The organism is Baaleninema sp., from assembly GCF_049974805.1.
Taxonomy (GTDB): Bacteria; Cyanobacteriota; Cyanobacteriia; order Cyanobacteriales; family Geitlerinemataceae; genus Baaleninema.
On the sequence record NZ_JBNGCO010000014.1, the window covers coordinates 20865 to 42385 of the forward strand.

The 21521-nt window shown below is 55.0% G+C and carries 12 protein-coding genes; 6 read left to right on the forward strand and 6 right to left on the reverse strand.

Annotation, left to right across the window (positions count from 1 at the left end; translation table 11 throughout):
* Nucleotides 1-37: 37 nt before the first annotated feature.
* The 4 genes from ACP5D4_RS04790 to ACP5D4_RS04805 all read right to left on the reverse strand — a co-directional run bounded on the left by ACP5D4_RS04790 (nt 38) and on the right by ACP5D4_RS04805 (nt 8644).
* Nucleotides 38-397, reverse strand: a complete 360-nt coding sequence (locus ACP5D4_RS04790; protein WP_428010515.1) for a response regulator transcription factor — start codon at nt 395-397, stop codon at nt 38-40.
* 172 nt (nt 398-569) lie between these two features.
* Nucleotides 570-2096 carry an MBOAT family O-acyltransferase gene (locus tag ACP5D4_RS04795; RefSeq protein WP_428010488.1) on the reverse strand — a complete coding sequence of 509 codons (1527 nt, stop codon included), beginning with the start codon at nt 2094-2096 and terminating at the stop codon, nt 570-572.
* A gap of 599 nt (nt 2097-2695) precedes the next feature.
* On the reverse strand, nt 2696-5548 hold the full coding sequence (locus ACP5D4_RS04800) for a zinc-dependent metalloprotease (RefSeq protein WP_428010489.1): 2853 nt from the start codon (nt 5546-5548) through the stop codon (nt 2696-2698).
* An 81-nt stretch (nt 5549-5629) separates the two neighbouring features.
* A complete protein-coding gene (locus ACP5D4_RS04805; protein WP_428010490.1) occupies nt 5630-8644 on the reverse strand; it encodes a hypothetical protein in 3015 nt (1004 codons plus the stop codon).
* Between the two features lie 306 nt (nt 8645-8950).
* On the opposite strand from ACP5D4_RS04805, the gene ACP5D4_RS04810 reads away from it, so the two are divergent.
* The 5 genes from ACP5D4_RS04810 to ACP5D4_RS04830 all read left to right on the forward strand — a co-directional run bounded on the left by ACP5D4_RS04810 (nt 8951) and on the right by ACP5D4_RS04830 (nt 15892).
* Nucleotides 8951-9166 (forward strand): hypothetical protein, encoded by a 216-nt coding sequence (locus ACP5D4_RS04810; RefSeq protein ID WP_428010491.1) that lies wholly within the window; start codon nt 8951-8953, stop codon nt 9164-9166.
* A gap of 348 nt (nt 9167-9514) precedes the next feature.
* A complete protein-coding gene (gene ppc / locus ACP5D4_RS04815; protein ID WP_428010492.1) occupies nt 9515-12532 on the forward strand; it encodes a phosphoenolpyruvate carboxylase in 3018 nt (1005 codons plus the stop codon).
* Between the two features lie 336 nt (nt 12533-12868).
* A complete protein-coding gene (rseP, locus tag ACP5D4_RS04820) occupies nt 12869-13960 on the forward strand; it encodes an RIP metalloprotease RseP (protein ID WP_428010493.1) in 1092 nt (363 codons plus the stop codon).
* Nucleotides 13961-13969: 9 nt separating this feature from the next.
* Entirely contained in the window at nt 13970-14632 is a 663-nt protein-coding gene (gene nth / locus ACP5D4_RS04825; protein ID WP_428010494.1) for an endonuclease III, read from the forward strand.
* A 144-nt stretch (nt 14633-14776) separates the two neighbouring features.
* Entirely contained in the window at nt 14777-15892 is a 1116-nt protein-coding gene (locus ACP5D4_RS04830) for a histidinol-phosphate transaminase (RefSeq protein WP_428010495.1), read from the forward strand.
* 145 nt (nt 15893-16037) lie between these two features.
* Here the strand turns inward: ACP5D4_RS04830 and ACP5D4_RS04835 are convergent, their stop codons facing one another.
* Together ACP5D4_RS04835 and ACP5D4_RS04840 are read right to left on the reverse strand one after the other, a co-directional pair.
* Nucleotides 16038-16520 (reverse strand): hypothetical protein, encoded by a 483-nt coding sequence (locus ACP5D4_RS04835; protein ID WP_428010496.1) that lies wholly within the window; start codon nt 16518-16520, stop codon nt 16038-16040.
* A 491-nt stretch (nt 16521-17011) separates the two neighbouring features.
* A complete protein-coding gene (locus tag ACP5D4_RS04840) occupies nt 17012-17605 on the reverse strand; it encodes a GNAT family N-acetyltransferase (protein WP_428010497.1) in 594 nt (197 codons plus the stop codon).
* A gap of 353 nt (nt 17606-17958) precedes the next feature.
* Here ACP5D4_RS04840 and ACP5D4_RS04845 point away from each other — a divergent pair, with 353 nt between their 5' ends.
* Nucleotides 17959-21447, forward strand: coding sequence for a response regulator (locus tag ACP5D4_RS04845; protein ID WP_428010498.1), 3489 nt, complete (start codon nt 17959-17961; stop codon nt 21445-21447).
* Nucleotides 21448-21521: the final 74 nt, after the last annotated feature.

Below are 21521 nucleotides of genomic sequence, written 5' to 3' on the forward strand. Positions count from 1 at the left end.
CTGACCTCAGAAAACCACCGTATATCCAGAAGACTCCCTACAATAGCTGATTGACCGCATCGATTAACTCATCAGGATGAAAAGGTTTCGAGATATACGCATCCGCCCCGACTTTCATCCCCCAATATCGATCGAACTCTTCCCCCTTACAAGAACACATAATCACAGGAATGTTCTTCGTGCGAGGATGCCCCTTCAACTTGCGACATACATCGTAGCCGTTGGGATTGGGCATAATAATATCGAGAACCACCAAATCGGGCTGATGGCTTTTCAAATACTTCAGCGCTTCAGTGCCGCTTTTAGCTTGAACCACCTGCATCCCTTGATTTTTCAGGAGGTTGGCTATCATTTCCCGTTGGGCTGTACTGTCCTCAACGATTAAAATCGTACTCATGGCTGGTTTCCGTCGCAGTGGAATCGCGTCGAGTTGACCCGTTCGCGTGTCTCGGGACACAGTACTTACATTATCCTACGTTGCTGCCTCGCCCTGGTCACGAGCGTTTTCGCAAACTCTCTAACTCAAGACTAGCAGCCTCGCACCGATTCGGGGATAGCCCCGCCTCCTCTTAAAAATCGAAGTATATATAGGGCAAACTGTTCTCAGGCGCAAACAACCACACGGCATACAGACAAATCGGAACGAGCATCATCTTCACCGGCCAGTTTAATTGAACCTTCAAGCCGCGATCGAACAAATAGGCAATGCCCATCGCCACGACAATCGCCCCAAACATCAAGCTTAACTGTTCCGGCATCAATCCGATCGTCTCTACATATACCTTCTGCACGAATTGCGCGTCTCTTTCGTGGTTCCACAGATGACGCACCACCCACCCCGACTCGTTCAAATCCGGTAAGCGGAAGAAAATCCACGAGAAAAACACCATTCCCTGAGTCAGCAGCCAACCCAACACCACACCGGGAAGACTGCGCCACGCCGCCGCCAGCCAAGCCTGTCGCCGCGACAGGGTATCTGTCAGGCGATGCGCCACCAAGGCGCCACCGTGAATCGCCCCCCACAGAACAAATCCCGCCGGATTCGTTCCCGCCGTGGCGCCACCGTGCCAAATTCCAGCAATCAGCATCACCACCATTAAGTTAGCGCAGGTTCTCGCCAACCCTCGCCGGGAACCGCCGAGGGGGAAATAGAGGTAATTTCGCAGCCAACTCCCCAGCGTCATGTGCCAGCGCCGCCAAAAGTCGGCGATACTGGTGGTTAAATAGGGAAAATTGAAGTTTTGCGGCAGGTTCCACCCCAACAACAGGGCGCTTCCCCGCGCCATATCTACGTAACCGCTAAAGTCTAAGTACAGTTGCAAGCCGTAGGCGAGAGTCGCTAACTGTAAATCGGTACTTCCAGCCCGTTGGACGTTTTCAAAACATAGATTGACGAAAATGGCGATATTATCGGCCAGAAGTCCTTTTTTAATGGCGCCGCTGGCAATTAGCCACAAGCCGTCTGTTACTTGTTCGACGCGCAGGGGATGTTGGGATTTCCACTGTTCGTTCCACTCGTGAAAGCGGGTAATGGGACCGGAAATCAGTTTGGGAAAGAAGAATTTATAGGCGGAAAATTCGAGAAAGCTGCGACTGGCAGGGGCACCGCGATATACGTCGATGAGATAGGCGATACATTCAAATGAGAAAAAACTTAAGCCCAAAGGGGCGATGAGATAGGGATCGAGCCAGCCGAGAATTTGTTGGGATTCGGCGGCGGATTCGGGGGAGGGAATGGCAAAGGGAGCGTATTTGAATCCCAGCAACATTAAGACGTTGAAGATAATACCTCCGGCGAGAATCCAGCCTCGCCGCTGTTGCCAGTTTTGCTCTTTTTCTTGCCAGTTTTGGTTGGAAATATTCCAGTCTTTGCCGTGGGGTTTGGCAACGGTGTTTTCGCCGAGATACAGCCCGATTCCGAAGTTTACGGCAATGCTCAATACCAATAAGGGTACGGATTGCAGTTGGATGGAGGCGTAAAAGACTAAGCTGGCAACGAGGATTAATACCAGTCGAAAGGGACGGTTGTTGATGCTCCAGTACAGGAGTACTGTGCCGAGTAAAAACAAGCCGTATAAAATCGATACAAAGGTCATGTTTTTTTAAGGGGTTGCCTCTGGCTTAAGGGGTTCGATCGCTCCTGTTTGAATAGTATTTTTACTTGTTTGCGATATTTTTAAATTCATAATTTTTAAATTTATACAAAATTTAAGTAAATCTCACCAAAAAATACGAAACATATTAAAAAATATTAAAACATATTAAAACAAAAATTCAAAATTCGATCCAAAGAGTTTTACAAATTATTAATTTAGAGGAGTTTCGGTCTAGATCCCCGGCATCTTCAAGATGCCGGGGATCTAAGATTTGGGATCTAAGATTTAGATCTAAGATTTAATAACTCTTAGGGAACGGATAGGCGCTTTTTCCTATTTAAACAGAGTCCAAACTCAAAAATCGGTTTTTTATGGCTTCCCTCGCTGGTTTTTTAGGTTTTTTTCCAAAAAGCGAAGTCGTTACCCCACAAAGGATGTTGGGTCTGGTGTCAGCTCAATCCCAGCTATAGCTCCATGGTTTTGCCATAGCTTTTTCGCCAAATCCCCCCGATTTCGCCCCCCTAAAGGTTCCCTAAAGGTTGGGTTTCGCGTTGGCTCAACCCAACCTACAGGGTATCATCAAGTTTTGGAATTTGGGACTACTGACCGAACACCTGGGCATCGAGGGTTTGACGGATGCGCGATCGCGTATCTTCGAGATGAGCGCGGGTGTAGGTATCGATATCGTCGTCGTGACGGCGCAACACCGCTTCGATATCCTCATCGAGTTGCTGTAACTCGTACCGCGCTAAAGTACGGGCGTCTTCGGGGACTTCGCTGCGTCCGAGAGCCATCTCGACGGTCAAATTCAGATATTCCCGCTGCAACGATCGCCGAAAACTGGAAATATTCATCGGAACCCGGCGTCCCTGTAAAACTTCCGTCCAAATACCGCGATAGAGAGTCTCGAACAGTTCCGGAAGCGTCAGAGCCTCTCCCGGTTGGGTTTTTACCTCCAAATCCCGCAGGCGCGTCAACCGTTCTCCCGACAACAGCGATCGCAACACGAGGCGCTGAAAGGCGAAAATGCGATCGTGAATCGGGTAGTCCAACCGAGACATCGGCGGCGTACTACCCCAGTGATACCAGCGAGAGGGGGCTAACTGATTGAGGAATTCCGGCGGAAACTCGAAGGCGTCCGGGGCGAAAACGTACTCTTGCAACGCTTCCAAACTCGCCCGTTGTTCCGCCACGGGAATTGGCTCGAATAGGGGTTCGGCGAAGTCGCCGACGCGCGATCGATCGAAAGACTGTCCGCCGATATATTTCAACAACACTCGCGCTTGGCGGAAATAAAACTGCATCACGAAATCAAAGCGAACTCGCAAGGCATCGTAATCGTCCTCGTTGGTGGGGGGATTGCGATCGAGCTGTTGCCACATTTGCCGCGCCAGTTCCATCTGAGACCGAGCATGTGCGAGCATATCGCCGCTGAGATCGAACCAATTCACCGCCGGATCGATTTCCGACCACAAATCCTCATCTGTCCCATAAGCGAGATCCGGTTGCGGAGCGCGATCGGCGATCGCCTCCAACCTCTGCCGCGCCTCGGCCGGCGAAATCCCCTCCACCGGAGTATATCCGTATTCGATCGCCCATTCATCGTAAGGTCCGATCTGCGTCGGGAAAAAGTCTCCCTGTTCCGCCTCAGACGGCGCGATGTTCGGCGGTAAATAATCCATCACCGAGCCGCTCAACCCCTGACTTTGCGAAATCTCCGTCTCGTTGAGTTCGTCGAATCCCAACAACGTACTGCCGTGAAAATTATGTCGCAATCCCAGCGTATGCCCCACCTCGTGAACGACCAAATAGCGGAGGTACTGATTCACGTACTGTTCCATCTGCGGGTCGCCCGGTAACACGCCGCGTACCAGCGAAAGCGCCATCGCCCCCATTTGGAACTGACGGGTACATTCGCGACAGCTACAGCCCAAGCGATGGCCGCGAAAACGCGATCGCAACTGCCCCACCAGAGACTGAGACAGGGGCGAATCCTCCCCCACCGACCCGCAGTCGCCGTGGGGCGAACATCCCGGCAACTCTCCGGGCAAATCCACATAAAGCCGCTGCGTCTGGGGATTGACGAGGGTATCGTATTCTCGCGACAGATAACGTACCGCGTCGGCGCTAATTAAAATATCCGCATCGAGGATTTCCCCCGTCAGCGGATTGACCCGCGACGGTCCTAGACCCACGAATCCCGAGCGAAACGACGTCGTCCAGCGAATGACGTTGTAACGCACGTCTGCCGGGTCCCAGGTGGCGTCGTCGGGCATTTGCCGCACTTCAATGGCGTTGAGGAATCCCGCCCGCTCGAAGGCGCGGTTCCACAGCAACACCCCTTCGCGAATGGCGTCGCGATATTTTTCGGGGACCGTATTTTCAATCCAAAATACGATCGGTTCTACGGGAGGCGAGAGGGGGGCGCTGGGGTCTTGTTTTTCTAAATGCCAGCGTTGTACGTATCGCACGAAGGGATCGCGACTGGTGAGGTCGGAGATATCGCGGTAGGCGGTAACGAAATAACCGACGCGGTTGTCTGCCAAACGGGGGCGATAGCTGGGGTTTTCCGGCAGTTCTGAGAGGCTGTAGCGCACCCCCAGAGACAAAGCTCGTTCGTCGGGAACGCTTTCAAACAAGCCCAGGGGTTGGCCGGAAAAGGTCAACATAGCCTCGAGTTCGATATTGGCGGGAAAGCCGCGCACTTGGGAAACGTAGGAGCGATCGGCCTCGAAGCTGTAGGCGAGAGTGGCTAATTGGGCGTTCAGTCCCGCGAGGTCTCCTTGAACCAGTAACTCCTGTAAGTCCACTAAAACGCTGTTGCGTTCTGGGTGCGTGGCCACCACAGACAGGGAATAGAGTACCGATTCGCTAAAGGAGCGTTCGACGGCGGCGGCTTGGGGGTCGCCGGGACGGGTGCGAAAGTGAGTGTTGGGTACCACCACCAACACGCGATCGTCCTGACGGCGCAGGTAGAGGGGAACGTCCCAGAGGGGCAATCCTTCGAGAAATCCAAATTCTCCCAAACCCTGTGAGAGGGTCATGACCAACAGGTGCAGTCGATCGAACTGAGACGGTTGAATTTCTAAATACAATTCTCCCGTCTCGTCGTTTACGTAGAGGTCGAACAGGCCTTTGACGTGGCGGGTATCCTTCACTACGTCCTCGAAAGACGGGGACGTTTCCCCGGAGGGAGAAGACGAGGACGAGGGGGTGGCAGAACTGTCCGTTTTTTTAGACCGCGACGGATTTTTAGACGGAGAGGGGTTTAACGGGGTGCGTTTTCGGGCTGGGATCTCGGCAGCATCGATCGAGAGAGACGGGAGCAACCGCGCTTTGGTCTCGAGGCGGGAAGAAACGGGATCGCGAGGTGCTGCCCATCCCGGCTGTATCCAAAGTGCCGACCCCAGCAGTAGGGGAAACGCAGAGACCCAACGGGCTGGTTTGTGCATCGTGACGAGAAACGGGTGAAAGACGAACGGCGAGGAATCGAGTTCGATCGAATTCGATCGATTCGATTCCAGCTTAGCTCGTTATTCAGTGTTGTCGCCGCTCCAAGGCACCATCGGACTTTGTGCGAGTCGGTGCGAGACGGCGGCCGCCCCGTAACGGTTTAAATGGCTGGGATCGGAGAAATACTCGTTTTTCTGCGGCCACAACCCGGAGAAGTTGCGAAACACGAAGCCGTACTGCTGGGACAGTTCCAGCATATGTTGGGCGAATTCCCGTTCGTGCTTCGATCGAACTGGGTCGAGATAGTCTTCCGTCAGGGGGAGGTTGACGAACACCAACTCGATTTTTTGAGACTGTACGTAGTCCACCAGCGATCGAAAGGCCGTCGATTGAACCCCGTTCAACGCAAACCCGGCGTAATCGCCATCGTAAGCCCCGGACACGCGAGGATGTTGTAAGTAGTATCCGGTGGGGTCGAACTGTTGGCGGAAGGAAACGAAGCCGTTGAAGTGCAAAATCGGCTCGTCTTCGGGAAGTTCGGCGGTCTCCTCCTCGGTGGCGGCGGGTTCGGGATAGGGCGGTAAGGGCGTATCGGGATCGATCGCCGCCTGGAAATAGGTTTTTACGGTGTCCCGTTTGGGATAGGTGGCAGAATACTGGGAAAAGGCCTCGTTAAGGTTTTCGTCGAGAACCTGATAGCGATCGCCGACGATCTCGAACAGGGTGCGATCGGGGGTGTTTTCCTCGGTTTCCGTGGCGCTTTCGATGGGACGGAAGCCTCGGGCGAGTTCTTGATATCCCGGCGATCGAACGATGGCGTTATAGGTTACGTCTTCCCGGCCGCTGTTGAAGGCCCGGGCGCCGTCGGCCCAGATAATCAACGGCGGGAGTCGATCGCTCGTCAGAACCTCACTAATCAAGAAATTCACCACCTGCGCCGTCGCCCCGTTCACGCTCAAATTGAACGTCCGTATCCCCGGATAGCCCTGTTCGGCTAACGCCTGTTGCAGCACTTCGGGATCGATGCCCCGCAGGGCGCGAGACGACCCCACTACCAGGGCGTCAGGCACGCCGAATTCCTCGATATACTCGCGATAAAGCGCCAGTTGGCGGTCCATTTGCTGGCTGTTGAAGGTAGGAAAGTCCGCCTCGGGAACGGGAACGATGGCCGCGTCTCCCGAAGAGGAGGCTTTGACCACCGTGGCCGCGTTGGTGGGGGCGGTAAAGCCGGAAGCGTCGAAAATCCCCGGTTTGTTGACGGGGGCTTCGGGGAGTTCTGGCACTTCGATGGCGTAGTCGGGGGGCGGTGTGGTTTCCTCCGTTTCTACTGAGGGGGGCATCATGGCCGCCCGTTCTCGTTTTTCGAGGATTTCGCTCGTCACCCAGTCCGCTTGAACCGTCAGCAACATTCCCAGCAACGCCCAAACTGTGGCGGCTTTGGCGCTCGTATCCGGTCGGCGATCGGGTTCGGCGGCGGCTTCCGGTAAGGGTTGGCGGGGACGGAACAGGGGCGTGGCGCACAACCACTCTGTCAAGGAGCGATCGATCGATCGCTGGGGCGGCTTCGGCGTCGGGACAGGTTCGGGCGCCGGGGGTTCGTGAGTTGGGGGCGTTTCCTCCGCTGTAAAATCGGGAGCTTCCGTCGGTTCTTGGGAACGAGGGCGGAAATCCACGCCGTACTTCCAGCGCGGGTTTCGCTGGCCGCTGCGGCGTCCGTACACCCGTACTCCGGCCAGGTTGGACAGTTGCGACTGACGCAGGAACTTCTCGACCAAGGGTCCCACACGCTCTTGAGAGGGACAGGTGAGTCCTTCGCTCATCACGTGCAGCAGATCCCCTTTGCGGCGAATTTGGACTCGCACGCCGCCCGTGGCGAGTTTTTCTTCTAAGTTGGGGTTCAGCAGCCGTTCGAGGACGAAGGTGAGCGCCGTCAAACTGCCCCCCCGAGCCAGTTCTAGCGCCGTCGGTATCAGGTCGGGGCGGGTTTTGGCCGGTAAGTCCAACCAAGTGACCCAGCAAGGGGCTTTCGGTTCGGGAAAACTGGCTTCGTAGGGGGTATCGACGCCGTAGGCGGTGACCCCTTGGAGACCGCGTGGGGCGAGGCGGTTGAGGACTGTTTCGAGTTTTTCGACTACCGCCGCTTGATGGGGGAAGGGTCGATCGCCCCCTCCGGTTCGGTCGGGGCTGGGGCTACAAACTAGGTGTAACGTGGATTCCTTTTGAACGGCGGAGATTTGGACGCCCCAATGGGCGATTTCGCGGTTGAGGCGATAGGCGATGGCGGCCACGTCTCCCCATCGCGCCCAGGCTTCGACGGTGCGATCGGGAGGCGTCAAATCCACCCGCAACATCCACTCGGGGCGGGTTTCTCCGCTGACTTGACCCAGGAGTACGGCCTCGCGGAAGTCCTGAAGGTTCAAGTTTCGCAAACAACAGGCGATGGGACGCGCCAGTAACGTGGGATCGGGGGCGTAGGCGGCTTCGCAGGCCACCCACAACCGCCGCGCGTTCGTCCCAGCCAGGGGTTCGATTTTTTTGACGGCTATCCAGACATCGGTGGCGACCTCTTGCAGGGCGCGATCGATGGTTCCGAATAGGTCTTCGATCGATCTCACCTCCCGACGGACGGGAACCCCCGTTTCTCCCTCCTCTGACCGAGGGGCGGCGGGACGTACTGTAAAGCGCACCGTCCAATCGGGCGTCTCGAAGGGGGGGGCGCTGGCGGCGGGGGCGTCGAGAACGCGACCGTAGAGACAGACTCGATCGATCGGCGGCGTCCCGGCCGGTAGGGGATAATCTTGGTGAATGGCTTGAGAAAACCGCGCCATCACTCGAGGCGCGTCGGGGCAACCCTGACCCCAACACCAAACCTTGAGGTCGGTGCCGATAACTCGGGCCACGAGACGGACTTCGGGAATCCCGAGGGCGGCGTGCGCCCATTCAGTTAAATCGACGGTCGTCCCCGCTCGCGGGGCGTTGCCTGCGTTGAGTACCACCTGTTGCGTCCTGAAATGACTGCGAGTGCTAGACGGTGCGAAGGCGTCGATTCCGACGAAAGCTTTTTTCGATCGCACGCGCTGGCCATATTTTGGCATATCGAGAGAACTCCGTTCTGTTTCCCGAACGGCTCGATTACGAGATCGATTCGATGGAAACTCAATGTCCGCCGGACTTTTCTCGGGGTCAAACGGTGTTTTATGTTGAACTTGAGACCCGCTTCAAAGGCAATGTTTCCCCGTTTCGATTGGTCTTTTGTTTGCTTGGGATTCGAGGAAACGCCATGGTTTGACCGGCCTTTTTCCACCGTTTTTCCAGCTCTAAGCTGCCCTCGTCCAAGGAAACCCCAGATTTCGACGCTTTCACTTAAAATGTCACCCGAAAAATTTAAGGAGGAAATTCTGATGGAACCGACCCCAACCACTTCCACCCCTCGCCCTTCGGCCTCTCCTGTTTCGATCGCCCTAGGTGTCGCCACCGCTCCCATTATCGCCGCCGTTTGGACTTCTCGAGCGGTTCTGGCGTCCCTGGTCGAACTCGGCGAAACTAGCGAAGAACTCTTTCGCGGCGATCGCCTTCCCATGCTGTTTTACAACGACGAGGAGGAGATAAGGAGATGAGGGGATGAGGGGATGAGGGGTCGGTGCGTGATGCGGTAACACCACAGTGACCTGACTTCAGCGACCTTTTCCGGCCGCGTCACGCACCTTACGTCTGTCTCCCCCGTCTCCCCCTCTTCCCAGAACAAAGGTTTCAAGGGCTACAGACGAGGTGACGAATTTATAGCAAAATGAACTGTTTTTCGGGAAAACTCCGCCTTCATCCCTGCCACAGGTTCGGAAGCGGCCGTTTGTCCCATGCCGTTTTAATAGATCTCAGACACGATCGCTATCAAGCGTACACTAATAGCAGCTTTGCACGATCGCTCTATATATTTCGATCGATCCGAAAATCTTCACTGAGTCCAAATGAGTCCAACACTTGAGAGAACCGATCGCCAATTCAACGTCTCCTCCACTTCAGACGTTCGACTGCGCCACCGTCTCAAAGTCGTCGAAGATTTGTGGGAGTCCGTTCTGCGACAGGAATGCGGTCAACAGATGGTCGATCTCCTGCGCGAACTCAACCCCATGCAATCGGAAGAGGGACAAGCTCCGGATTTAAAGGATTCTCCTGTTGTTTCCAAAATCGAACAGCTCGATCTCAACGACGCCATTCGCGCAGCGCGAGGCTTTGCGCTGTACTTCCAACTGATTAACATCGTCGAACAACACTACGAACAACGAGACCAGCAAAAAGCCAACGTCAGTAACAATCTCACCTTTACTGAAGAAACCATTTCTCGCATCGATACCCCCGAGGAACTCGGAGATGGTACTAACGAAAGCCAGGTTCCCGGTGGCGTGCGTCCGGAAAAAGGTACTTTTAGTTCGCTGTTCCCTAAACTGCGACAGCTTAACGTTCCGCCGCAACTGATTCAAAAACTCCTCGACCAACTCGATATCCGGTTGGTTTTCACCGCGCACCCGACGGAAATCGTGCGCCGGACGATTCGCGGAAAACAACGGCGCATCGCGAAAATTCTCCGCCAGCTCGATCGCGTTGAAGACGGACTGCGATCGGTGGGGATGACCTCCTCCCTGGAAGCGGAAGCCCTAGAAAACCAGCTCATGGAGGAAATTCGGCTCTGGTGGCGTACCGACGAACTGCACCAGTTCAAACCCACCGTCCTCGATGAAGTTGAATATACCCTCCACTATTTCCGCGAAGTTCTCTTCGACGCTGTACCCCAACTCTATCAACGCATAAAGCGCACCCTCAAAGCCTCGTTTCCCTACCTGGAACCGCCGAGTTACAATTTTTGTCAGTTTGGGTCTTGGGTGGGCGCAGACCGCGACGGAAACCCCTCTGTGACGCCTCGCGTTACCTGGCAAACTGCCTGTTACCAGCGCAACTTGGTACTCGAAAAGTACATTAGCGCCCTCGACAGTCTCACGGAATCCCTGAGTTTGTCCCTCCACTGGAGCGAAGTGCTACCGGAACTGCTCGAATCTGTCGAACAGGATCGGTTGCAAATGAGCGAAGTCTACGATCGACACGCCATCCGCTACCGCCAGGAACCCTATCGGCTCAAACTGGCCTACATCCAACAGCGGCTCGAAAATACCCGCGATCGCAACCTCAGTCTCTACCACGCGGAAAACTGGCGCGTCCAAATTCGCGAAACGGAAACTCTCCCTATCTACCGTTCGGGGTCGGAATTCCTGGCGGAACTGCAACTGATTCAACGAAATCTGGTCGAAACGGGTCTCACCTGTAGCGAACTCGATACCCTCATCTGTCAAGTGGAAATCTACGGGTTCAACTTGGCGCATTTGGACATTCGCCAGGAATCCTCTCGCCACTCGGACACCATCGGCGAACTGGCGGAATACCTGCAAGTGCTTCCCAAACCCTACGACGACCTCACGGAAGAAGAGCGCGTTGAATGGTTGGTCAGCGAACTCAAAACCCGCCGTCCCCTGATTCCGACGGAACTTCCCTTCTCGGACGTGACTAAGGAAACCATCGAAACCTTCCGCATCGTGCGCCTGTTACAGCAGGAGTTCGGGACGGAACTCTGTCAAACTTACATCATCAGCATGAGCCGCCAAGCCAGCGATTTGCTGGAAGTGCTGCTGCTGGCGAAAGAGGCGGGACTCTACGACCCCGCTACGGGAAGCGGTACCCTGATGGTGATTCCCCTGTTTGAGACCGTCGAAGACCTCAAACGGGCGCCCAAGGTCATGAAAGACCTGTTCGAGTTACCCCTCTATCGCACTTTGTTAGAAGGCGGGTACGGACGGGAAAGTGTCGGAGACCACCCTCGACGGCGACCCACTGCTTTACAAGAGGTGATGTTGGGCTATTCCGACAGTAACAAGGATTCCGGTTTCCTCAGTAGCAACTGGGAAATTCATAAAGCGCAAAAAGCCCTGCAAGCTGTCGGCGATCCCTACGGGGTCAAATTGCGGATTTTCCACGGTCGCGGCGGTTCGGTCGGACGCGGCGGCGGCCCGGCTTACGAGGCGATTTTGGCTCAACCCGGTCGCACCATCGACGGACGCATTAAAATCACCGAACAGGGGGAAGTGTTGGCCTCGAAGTACTCGCTTCCGGAACTGGCGATTTATCACCTGGAAACGGTGACCTCGGCGGTGATTCAATCGAGTTTGTTGGGGTCGGGTTTTGACGATATCGATCCTTGGAACGAGACGATGGAAGAGCTGGCTTGGCGATCGCGCGAACACTATCGATCGCTGATTTACGAGGAACCGGATTTTATCGATTTCTTCATGCAGGTTACGCCGATCGAGGAAATCAGCCAGTTACAAATTTCCTCCCGTCCGGCTCGCCGTCGCAAGGGAAAGAAAGATATCGGAAGTTTGCGGGCGATTCCTTGGGTGTTTAGCTGGACGCAAAGCCGTTTTCTGCTTCCGGCTTGGTACGGCGTGGGGACGGCGTTACACGAGTTCCTCGAGGAGGAACCCCAGGAACATTTGAAACTGCTGCGCTATTTCTATTTGAAATGGCCGTTTTTCAAAATGGCTGTCTCGAAGGTGGAAATGACTCTGGCGAAAGTGGACTTGCAAATCGCCGATCACTATGTGCGGGAGTTGAGTCGTCCTGAAGACCGCGATCGCTTTGCAGCGTTGTTCGATCGCATCGCTCACGAGTACCACCTCACTCGAGACCTGGTACTGACGATTACGGGACACAAACGCCTGCTTGACGGCGATCCCTCTCTCCAACGGTCGGTACAACTGCGGAACTCGACCATCGTTCCGTTAGGACTGTTACAAGTGTCCCTCCTCAAACGCCTGCGCCAACACGGAATCAGTTCTACTCCGGGCGTCATTCAATCCCGTTACAGCAAGGGCGAACTCCTACGGGGTGCCCTGTTGACCCTCAACGGTATCGCCGCCGGAATGCGGAATACGGGGTGATTTGAGATGGGGAGAGGGGGAGATGGGGAGATTTCCCCGCATCCCATTACCCCCTCATCCCATCACCTCCTCATCCCATCATCTCCTCATCCCATCATCTCCTCTGCCGGAGATCCCCGGCATCTTGGAGATGCCGGGGATCTGGCTCGAATCCAAATACATATTATATGTATTTTGTCAATCCCCGATCTCGAAAAGTTTTCTGCATCCCATCATCTCCTCATCCCATCACCTCTTCATCCCATCACCTCCTCATCCAAACCCGACCCGGGGCAAAAGCCATTAAGATGAAAGAACAATAACTTTCAACTTAACTTTAGGTTTACGTAACGATTCATGTCCGTTCTGGCAGCGATCGCAGTTTTAGCTCTTTTAATTGTCGTTCACGAGTTAGGTCACTTCCTAGCCGCCCGGTGGCAAGGAATTCACGTGAACCGCTTTTCGATTGGTTTCGGGCCGATTCTCTTGAAATATCAAGGGGCTGAAACCGAATACGCCGTTCGCGCGTTCCCGTTGGGCGGATTCGTCGGGTTTCCCGACGACGACCCCGAAAGTACGATTCCTGATGACGATCCCGATCTCCTTCGCAACCGTCCGGTTCTCGATCGTGCCATCGTTATCAGTGCGGGGGTCATCGCCAACTTGATTTTTGCTTATCTGGTTTTGGCCGTACAAATCGGCTCGACGGGGGTTCCCGTTGACTTTAAGCCGGAACCTGGCGTAGAAATTCCCCAGGTGATTTCGGTGGAATCGCCCGCTGGACGCGCCGGAATTGAGGCAGGAGACGTGATTCTCTCCATCGACGGTCAGTCCCTCGAGGCGGGGGAAGATGCGATTTGGACGCTTAAGGAAACCATTGAAGATAACGCCAATCAGTCCCTCTCGCTTGTGGTACAACGGGGAGATCGACAACTCTCGTTGACGGTGGTTCCGGAAGCTGGGAACGACGGAAACGGCCGCATCGGCGTGCAACTGGCACCCAACGGCGATCCGGTGTATCGCCAGGCTGACGGAATCGGCGAGGTGTTGACCCTCTCAGCCGAACGCTTTCAGTCGATTTTTGTGATGACCCTGCAAGGGTTCTATCGCTTGATTTCTAATTTCAGCGAAACCGCCGGACAACTGGCCGGCCCGGTGGGAATTGTCGCGCAAGGGGCCGACGCCGCTCAACGGGATGCGGTCAATTTGTTGGTCTTTGCGGCGGTGGTCAGTATTAACTTGGCCATTATTAACATTCTCCCCCTTCCCGCCCTCGATGGCGGACAACTGGCCTTTCTGTTGGTGGAAGGGCTGCGCGGGAAACCCGTCCCGGTTCACATTCAAGACGGTGTGATGCAGTCTGGGTTGTTGTTCTTGCTGGGATTGGGGATTTTCCTCATCGTCCGCGATACGACTCAGTTGGAATGGGTTCAGCAGTTGACGCGCTAGGGGCGATCGATGGCGAAAGGCTCTAAAACGCTGAAAGCCCGACGCGAACGGGCGTCTAAGCTGCTGTTCCGTCTCAAACAACTCTATCCTGACGCCACCTGTAGTTTGACCTACGAGACTCCGGTTCAATTGCTGGTGGCGACGATTTTGTCCGCTCAATGTACGGACGAACGGGTTAACGCTGTGACGCCGGAACTGTTTCGCCGCTATCCGGACGCCCCGGCTTTGGCTGGGGCGGATTTGGCGGAGTTGGAACGGTTGGTGCGTCCGACGGGGTTTTATCGCAATAAGGCGAAAAATATTCGGGGGGCTTGTCGGGCGATCGTGGAACGGTTTGGCGGGGAGGTTCCGCCAGACATGGCGTTGTTGGTGGAACTTCCCGGTGTCGCCCGGAAAACCGCTAATGTGGTGTTAGCTCACGCTTTTGGGATTAACGCCGGGGTGACGGTGGATACTCATGTTAAACGCCTCAGTCGCCGCTTGGAGTTGACGACTCACGACAATCCGGTAAAAGTGGAACGGGATTTGATGGAGTTGTTGCCCCAAGGGGATTGGGAAAATTGGTCGATTCGGCTGATTTACCACGGACGGGCGGTTTGTAAGGCGCGATCGCCCCAGTGCGATGTCTGTTCGTTGGCGGATTTGTGTCCGTCGGCGGGGTCGGTTCGCTAAACTCGATCGCGATCGTTGAGGTTGAGTTGAATCTTGGGGAAAGCTGCAATTAATTTTATAATCGACAGGATTGTTGAAAAATTCAGATTCGGTTCTTCGTCACCTCAAGTCGAATCCGTCGTTCATGTTACTGGGAAGTCCTTCGTGTTGCCCTTTGTTCGTTCTGACCTGGCTCGTTTGACTGCGTACACGCCCAACCCCGGCCATGGGGAGGAGGCGGAAGGTTCGCCTCGGGCGTTCGATCGCCTGGATACGAACGAGTCCCCTTACGATTTACCCGCCGATTTCAAGCAAAAACTGGCGGATACCTATTGCGAGTCGATCGAAGCCAATCGCTACCCCGATGGGAGTCATGGCGATTTGCGGCGGTTAGTGGCGGAGTACGTCAACGAGTCGGCGTCCACGCAGCACGTGACGGCGCAAAATATTTCTATTGGAAACGGGTCGGACGAGTTGATTCGATCGATCCTCATCGCCACCTGTCTGCAAGGACAGGGATCGCTCCTCCTGGCCAATCCCACGTTTTCCATGTACGGGATTTTAGCCCAAACTCTCGGAATTCCAGTGGTGTCAGTCGATCGATCTCCAGAAGATTTCGCCATCGATCTCGAGGCGGCGCAACAAGCTATCGACAACACCAGCAATCCCCCGATTCGGGCGGTGTTCGTGGTTCATCCCAACTCCCCCACCGCCAACGCTTTGACGGAAACTGAGTTGGAGTGGTTGCGGAGTCTTCCCGAGGAGATTTTGGTGGTGGTGGACGAAGCCTATTTTGAGTTCAGTCAGCGGACGGTGGTACCGGAACGGCGATCGAATTGGGTGGTGTTGCGTACTTTCTCGAAGGCGTTTCGTCTGGCGGCTCATCGCGTCGGTTACGCCATCGCCGATCCTGAGTTTATCGCGGTGTTGGAAAAATTGCGGCTTCCCTACAATTTGCCGAGTTTTTCTCAAGCGGCGGCGAGAACGGCGTTGTTGTTACGAGGAGAACTCCTCGGCGTCATTCCCGATATCGTTCGGGAACGCGATCGACTGTTGCGGGAACTGTTGAATTTACCGCAGTTGCGGTTGTGGCGGAGTTCGTCCAATTTTATTTATTGTCGATCGACTGTGGACTCGATGTCTAACGAGGCGATCGCCCAGGAACTCTATAAAGCCGGAACCCTCATCCGTCATACTGGGGGAGGATTGCGAATTACTGTCGGAACTCCCGAGGAAAACGCGAGAACACTCGATCGGCTCCACGGTATCCTTCAACAGTGAACCGGGAACTCCTATCTCCCGGTAGACCCCAAACAGCAAAAAACATCCCAAAACATTTTGGGAGGCTACAGATTTTCTTTAGATTTTTGGCTCGACAGAGGGGCGATCGAAACTGACTTAACCCGTCAAACGCTTCTTAGAGACGCTATCCGACGCTAACCAGTTGCCTCTGCTTCACCGCTTTAGGGCGGCGGACCATGCGAATCGTACTGGGTAAAACACCCACCAGGTTAGCTAAGGCATCGTCGGGTAGCGAATCCACCGTATCGGCATCGAAATAATGCTCGAACTGAGCCAGTAACATTTTCGCTCTTTGTAAGGGGACGGGATTTTCCGTCAGTTGTTCCGTCAGGCGAATCCAGTGACGCCGGATTGAATAGGCTTTCTGACGCTGTTCGTATTTTTCGGGCGCGATGAGGGCTAAATCGCCTACGGGGATCGTTCGTTGGGTACCCACATCAAAGAATCCACCTACGGCAGCGCCGGGGCCGGCAAATTCAGCGTGATAGCGCTTGTAAATAATCAGACCGTTGCGGCGGCGACTATCGACCACGAGCAACTGACCGCTATTAAGCTGTGAAAGTAGCTCGGCGGGCTGGGAAGACTTAACGAGGCTTAGTCGGGACATTTCAGTAACTCTCACAAAAATGGAGTACTCCGCAAGTCATTGCTCGGCTACCGATAGCCGGACTTACTCGGGAAAAGTTATAGATGCACACAAATCACTTCGATTATACGCGGTCAATTCACTTGACTTCAAGCGAACATTCAAACTCGCGGCCAGACGGCTAACGATATGGCCGAGTACGCTGAATATCGTCCCGCTTGAATGCGACACTCGATTTTATGCCTATTATTCTCGACCCATCTCGATTTTGGTCTCGAATTGCCTTGAATGTAAGCGTTTTGGGGAAAATTTGCAATATCTTTAAATTCGGGGCCTAACAAATCTGCTAGATCGAAGGATTTGAGACAACTGACTTCATTGAATCTTCACATTTTAGCTTTTCTTCAGACTTTGTCCCGATCGCTCCTTAGCATTTCTTCACACCTTGAAGGAATTCTGACAACCGTCGCGCGAGGGAAAACCCCAGATACCTCGGGGGTTTAGCGGACAATTCAAGAGGGAGATGGCCCAGACAATCGTTTGTGAAGAAACAAACGGCGCGGTTGTCCGAACCACATCGATCCGAACGTAGATTCCACGCGGCGAACGCGATAGCCTAACTTTTCATACAGCGATCGCGCCCGTTCGTTATCCTCCAAAACATGCAGGTAAATATCCGGAAAGCCCCAGTCGAGGGCTTGTCGTTCGCAAGTTTCCAACAATCGTTTCGCGATGCCGCGACGGCGCGACTCAGCTCGGACAGCTAAGTTAGAAATATAAGGATATTGCATCCAATCCAACGCCGCTGTGGGTTGGGTTTTTAAACTCAATTCCACCGTTCCAGCTAACTCCTCAACACGGCGTCGCTCGCGGCGGGACACCCAAGCGGCCACCAAACACAAATAAGGCGGATTGGGTTCTCGAAGGCGATGTCGCAAATCCTCGTAAATACCCAGTCGCACCAAAGGATACAGCCAGCCGTGCCAACCGCCATCGCTGTGGAAACTCCGGGCTAAAATATCCGAGAGAACCCGCAAATCCAAAGCGGTCGCCGGACGCACCACGCAACTGGGCGAAGCGTCCGTTCCGCTCCCGAGAGCGGACACAGAGGGCGTCTCTCTCGAGGCGGAGGAGGTGGGGAAACTAGGGGAGCTGAAATTCACAAGAGGTCTCGCTCCTTGAGATCGAGTGGGGGATCGGCGTTACGAAACTCGGTCGCCAAATGCTTGCACAGACTTCTATTGTATAGAAACTCAAGGGGAAACTCGGAATCGACATGGCGCTTACTCCCATCGATCGATTCGCTATACTTTCGATCGAGGGGTTCGATCTCGACAGAAGTTGATGAGATAATCGGATGAGGTGACATGAGGGTTCGAGTCACGCCGTTAACACGCTACACTCTCCCCCGACCCTCTCTCCTATTCCGACCGGGAGTCTCTTGAGATCTTATAAGTGGATGACAGCTCGAGACAACAGCAAGCCCAAAATCTTGGTGGTCGATGACGAACCCGACAACCTAGACCTCCTCGAGCGCGTCTTGCACCCTCTCTACACAGTTGTACGAGCGACAAGCGGACAAGAAGCCCTCAACTGTTTGGCTCGAGACAGTGAAATCGCCGTCATCGTCTCCGACCAACGAATGCCGAAAATGAGCGGGACGGAATTTCTCAGTCTGACGGCTACGCAATACCCTGATGTGATTCGGATTATCCTCACAGCCTATACGGACGTTGAAGATCTCGTCGAAGCCATCAACAGCGGGAAAGTCTTCAAATACGTTACTAAACCCTGGCACGTGGACGAACTCCGTACCGTCGTCCGTCAAGCGGTGGATACCCACAACGTGCTGAAGGCGCGAACCGAACAACTCTGTCGCACCCTGCGCCAAGAATCCCTCCTCAATGCCGTTACCAATACGATTCGATCGCGCACCCACTACCGGGAAATTTTACAAACCATCGTGGAAACGATGGGTCAAATGTTCGAGGTCAGTTGCTGCATCCTGCGCTCGGTGCAAGACGGCGTGATGGCCTCGGAATGGTTCGGGTACGCGGGATATTCTCTGTCTCCCCAACTCAAACGGGAGGACGGCTCCCTAGACCCGGTTCTGGCTCGTACCCTCTGGGAAACCGAGGAAATCGCCGTGATTTCCGATACGGGAGAGGACGATCGCATCGCCTCCGATCCCGATCTCGCCGAAACTTACACAAGAGCGGACATTCGATCGAGCCTCATCGTTCCCCTGAGCGCCCAATCTTACGATCGACCGGGGGAACTATCTCTCGTCGCCGTGCTTGCCCTGCACCAGTGCGGCCAAATCCGCCATTGGCAAAACGACGAAGTGCAATTGGTGGTGATGGTAGCCGAACAAGCCGCCCTGACCCTGTCCCAAGCGCAAACCTACGAACAAATGCAGGCGTTAGCGCAGCGGGAACGGCTCATTAACGCCATTACCACCACCATTCGATCGAGTCTCAACCCCCCAGACATCTTCGCCGCCATTACCGAACAACTGGGCAAAGCCCTGGACGCCGACGGCTGCGCCCTGTCCCTGTGGACCGAACAGGACGAATTCGTGCAATGCGTGGGACTCTACACCCTGGAACCGGACGACTTGGAACCCGGCGAAAGCGGTTTGCCTCAATCGGTGGTTCCCATCGCCCAAAACCCCGTTCTGCAACAACTTCTCGAAACCCGAGAACCGGTGGTGATTTCCGATTTGGACGATCGACCGGCGTTAAACCGGGTCGATCGCGCCTTTCACCTGCACGCCAGGGCGTTGCTGGTGGTGCCCCTCATCGCCGACGGACAGATTATCGGGAGCATCTCGCTGCGACAAAACCATCGATCGCGCGTTTGGCAGCCTCAAGAACTCTCCCTGGCGCAAGCGGTGGCCGCCCAAGCCGCCATCGCCGTGCAACAGGCGCGGTTGTATCAAAAAACCCGACAGCAAGCCGAACGGCTGTTAGAACTCGATCGCCAAAAAACCGAGTTTTTCCAAAACGTCTCTCACGAATTCCGCACCCCCTTAACCTTGATGATGGGGCCCCTCGAAGCGGCCGTGACCGAAGGGCAACCCCTACCCCCAGAACGGGCGGAAATCGCCCTGCGCAACTGTCGCCGCCTGCTGCGGTTGGTGAACCAACTCCTCGATATTCAACGTCTCGACGCCCGACGGATGCAGCCGTCGTTTCGTCCCTGCGATTTTACGGCGTTTATCGCCCACATCATCGATTCCTTTCGTCCCTATTGCGAAAAAAAGGGATTGCACCTGCGCGATCGACTCGAACCCTGCCCGCCGCTGTATCTGGACTTGGACAAGTTCGATAAGGTTCTCTACAACCTGCTCTCCAACGCCATGAAGTTCACGCCCGCCGGGGGCGAAATCGAGGTGTCTGTGAGAACTTACGGCGATCGCTGTCTGTTGCAAGTTCGGGATACGGGAATCGGCATCGATCCCGCTTTGCTGCCCCATTTGTTCGATCGCTTCTATCAAGCCGAAGGATCGGTGAATCGCTCTTACGAAGGCAGCGGTTTGGGGTTGGCGTTGGTGAAAGAACTGGTGGAACTTCACGGCGGCGAGATTTCTGTGGAATCGCAGATCGATCGCGGCAGTACCTTCACTGTATCGTTGCCCGTGGGCGAATCTCACCTCGATCCCGAACAGGTTCTCGAACGATCGACCGAACTGGAACTCGGCGATCGTATGGTGTCAGCAGAAGCCAATCGCATCGCCATCGAACTGGCAGATTTAGAGGCGGAAGTGGAAACCTCGGACCTTGGCGGTTCTGAGAAGAAATTCCGAACGCTTCCCGCTGCTGACGTCACGGTAGAAGCCGCCCCCGTCGCCCCGTCTCCGCCCTATCTCGCTGCCCCGCTGCCCGCCTCGCCCGCCCCCTCCCTGACGGTGTTGTTCGTCGAAGACAATCACGATTTACGGGTGTACGTGGCGGACGTGCTGAAACGGGCGGGATACGGCGTGTTGCTGGGACGCAACGGGGCGGAAGGGTTGGAACTGGCGCGGCGTCACCGTCCCGATGCTATTGTTACGGATTTGATGATGCCGTTGGTGTCGGGGTTGGATTTAATTGCGGCGGTGCGGCGAGACCTGGATTTACAGGGGATTCCCGTCGTGTTGTTGACGGCGAAAGCTAACGAGGAAACCCGCCTCGAAAGTGTGGAACAGGGGGCCGATGCCTATTTGTCGAAACCGTTCAACGATCGCGAGTTACTGGCCCAGGTGCGGAACCTGTTAGCCCTCAAGCAACGGGAACGACAAATCGTCCAGTTGAATTCTTATTTAACGGAGTCGGTGTTGAAGCGGTTTTTACCGCCGTCGTTGGTGGAGAAAGCAGCCCGAGGCGATTTGCAGTTGGATTTGAGTCCCGAACCCCGGTTGGTGACGGTGGTGTTTACGGATATCGTCGGGTTTACCCAGTTGGCGAACACGCTTCGATCGAAACGGGTGGCGCAGGTTCTCAATCAGTATCTCGCTCAAATGACGCAAGCGATTTTCGAGGCGGGGGGAACCGTGGATAAGTTCGTCGGCGATGCGGTGATGGCGATTTTCGGCGCCCCCGAGGAGATGAAACCCCACGAACAAGTCGAACGGGCGATCGCCGCCTCCCGTAATATGTATCGAGAACTCGATCGCCTTAACGAAGAATGGACGGCGCAGGGTCTGGCCCCGGTACAGTTTCGCTGTGGCGTTCATCAAGGAACCGCCGTCGTGGGAATGTTTGGCGGCCAAGATCGCGCCGACTATACGGCCATCGGACCGAGTGTTAATATCGCCTCCCGCTTGCAGGAAGCCGCCGATCCCGGTCGTATTTTGATTTCGGCGGCGGTGGCGGATTATTTGGATGACGAAGACATTTCTAAGTTCCGTCCGTTGCACTTGAAGGGGATTGACGAAACGGTGTTGACCTTTGTCGTGAATCCTTGAAGTCGGCCGAGGTGGGGGAGCGTTTCACCGTCGTTACTTTTTTGTTACCGCCATCTGCAACAATAACCGAGGGT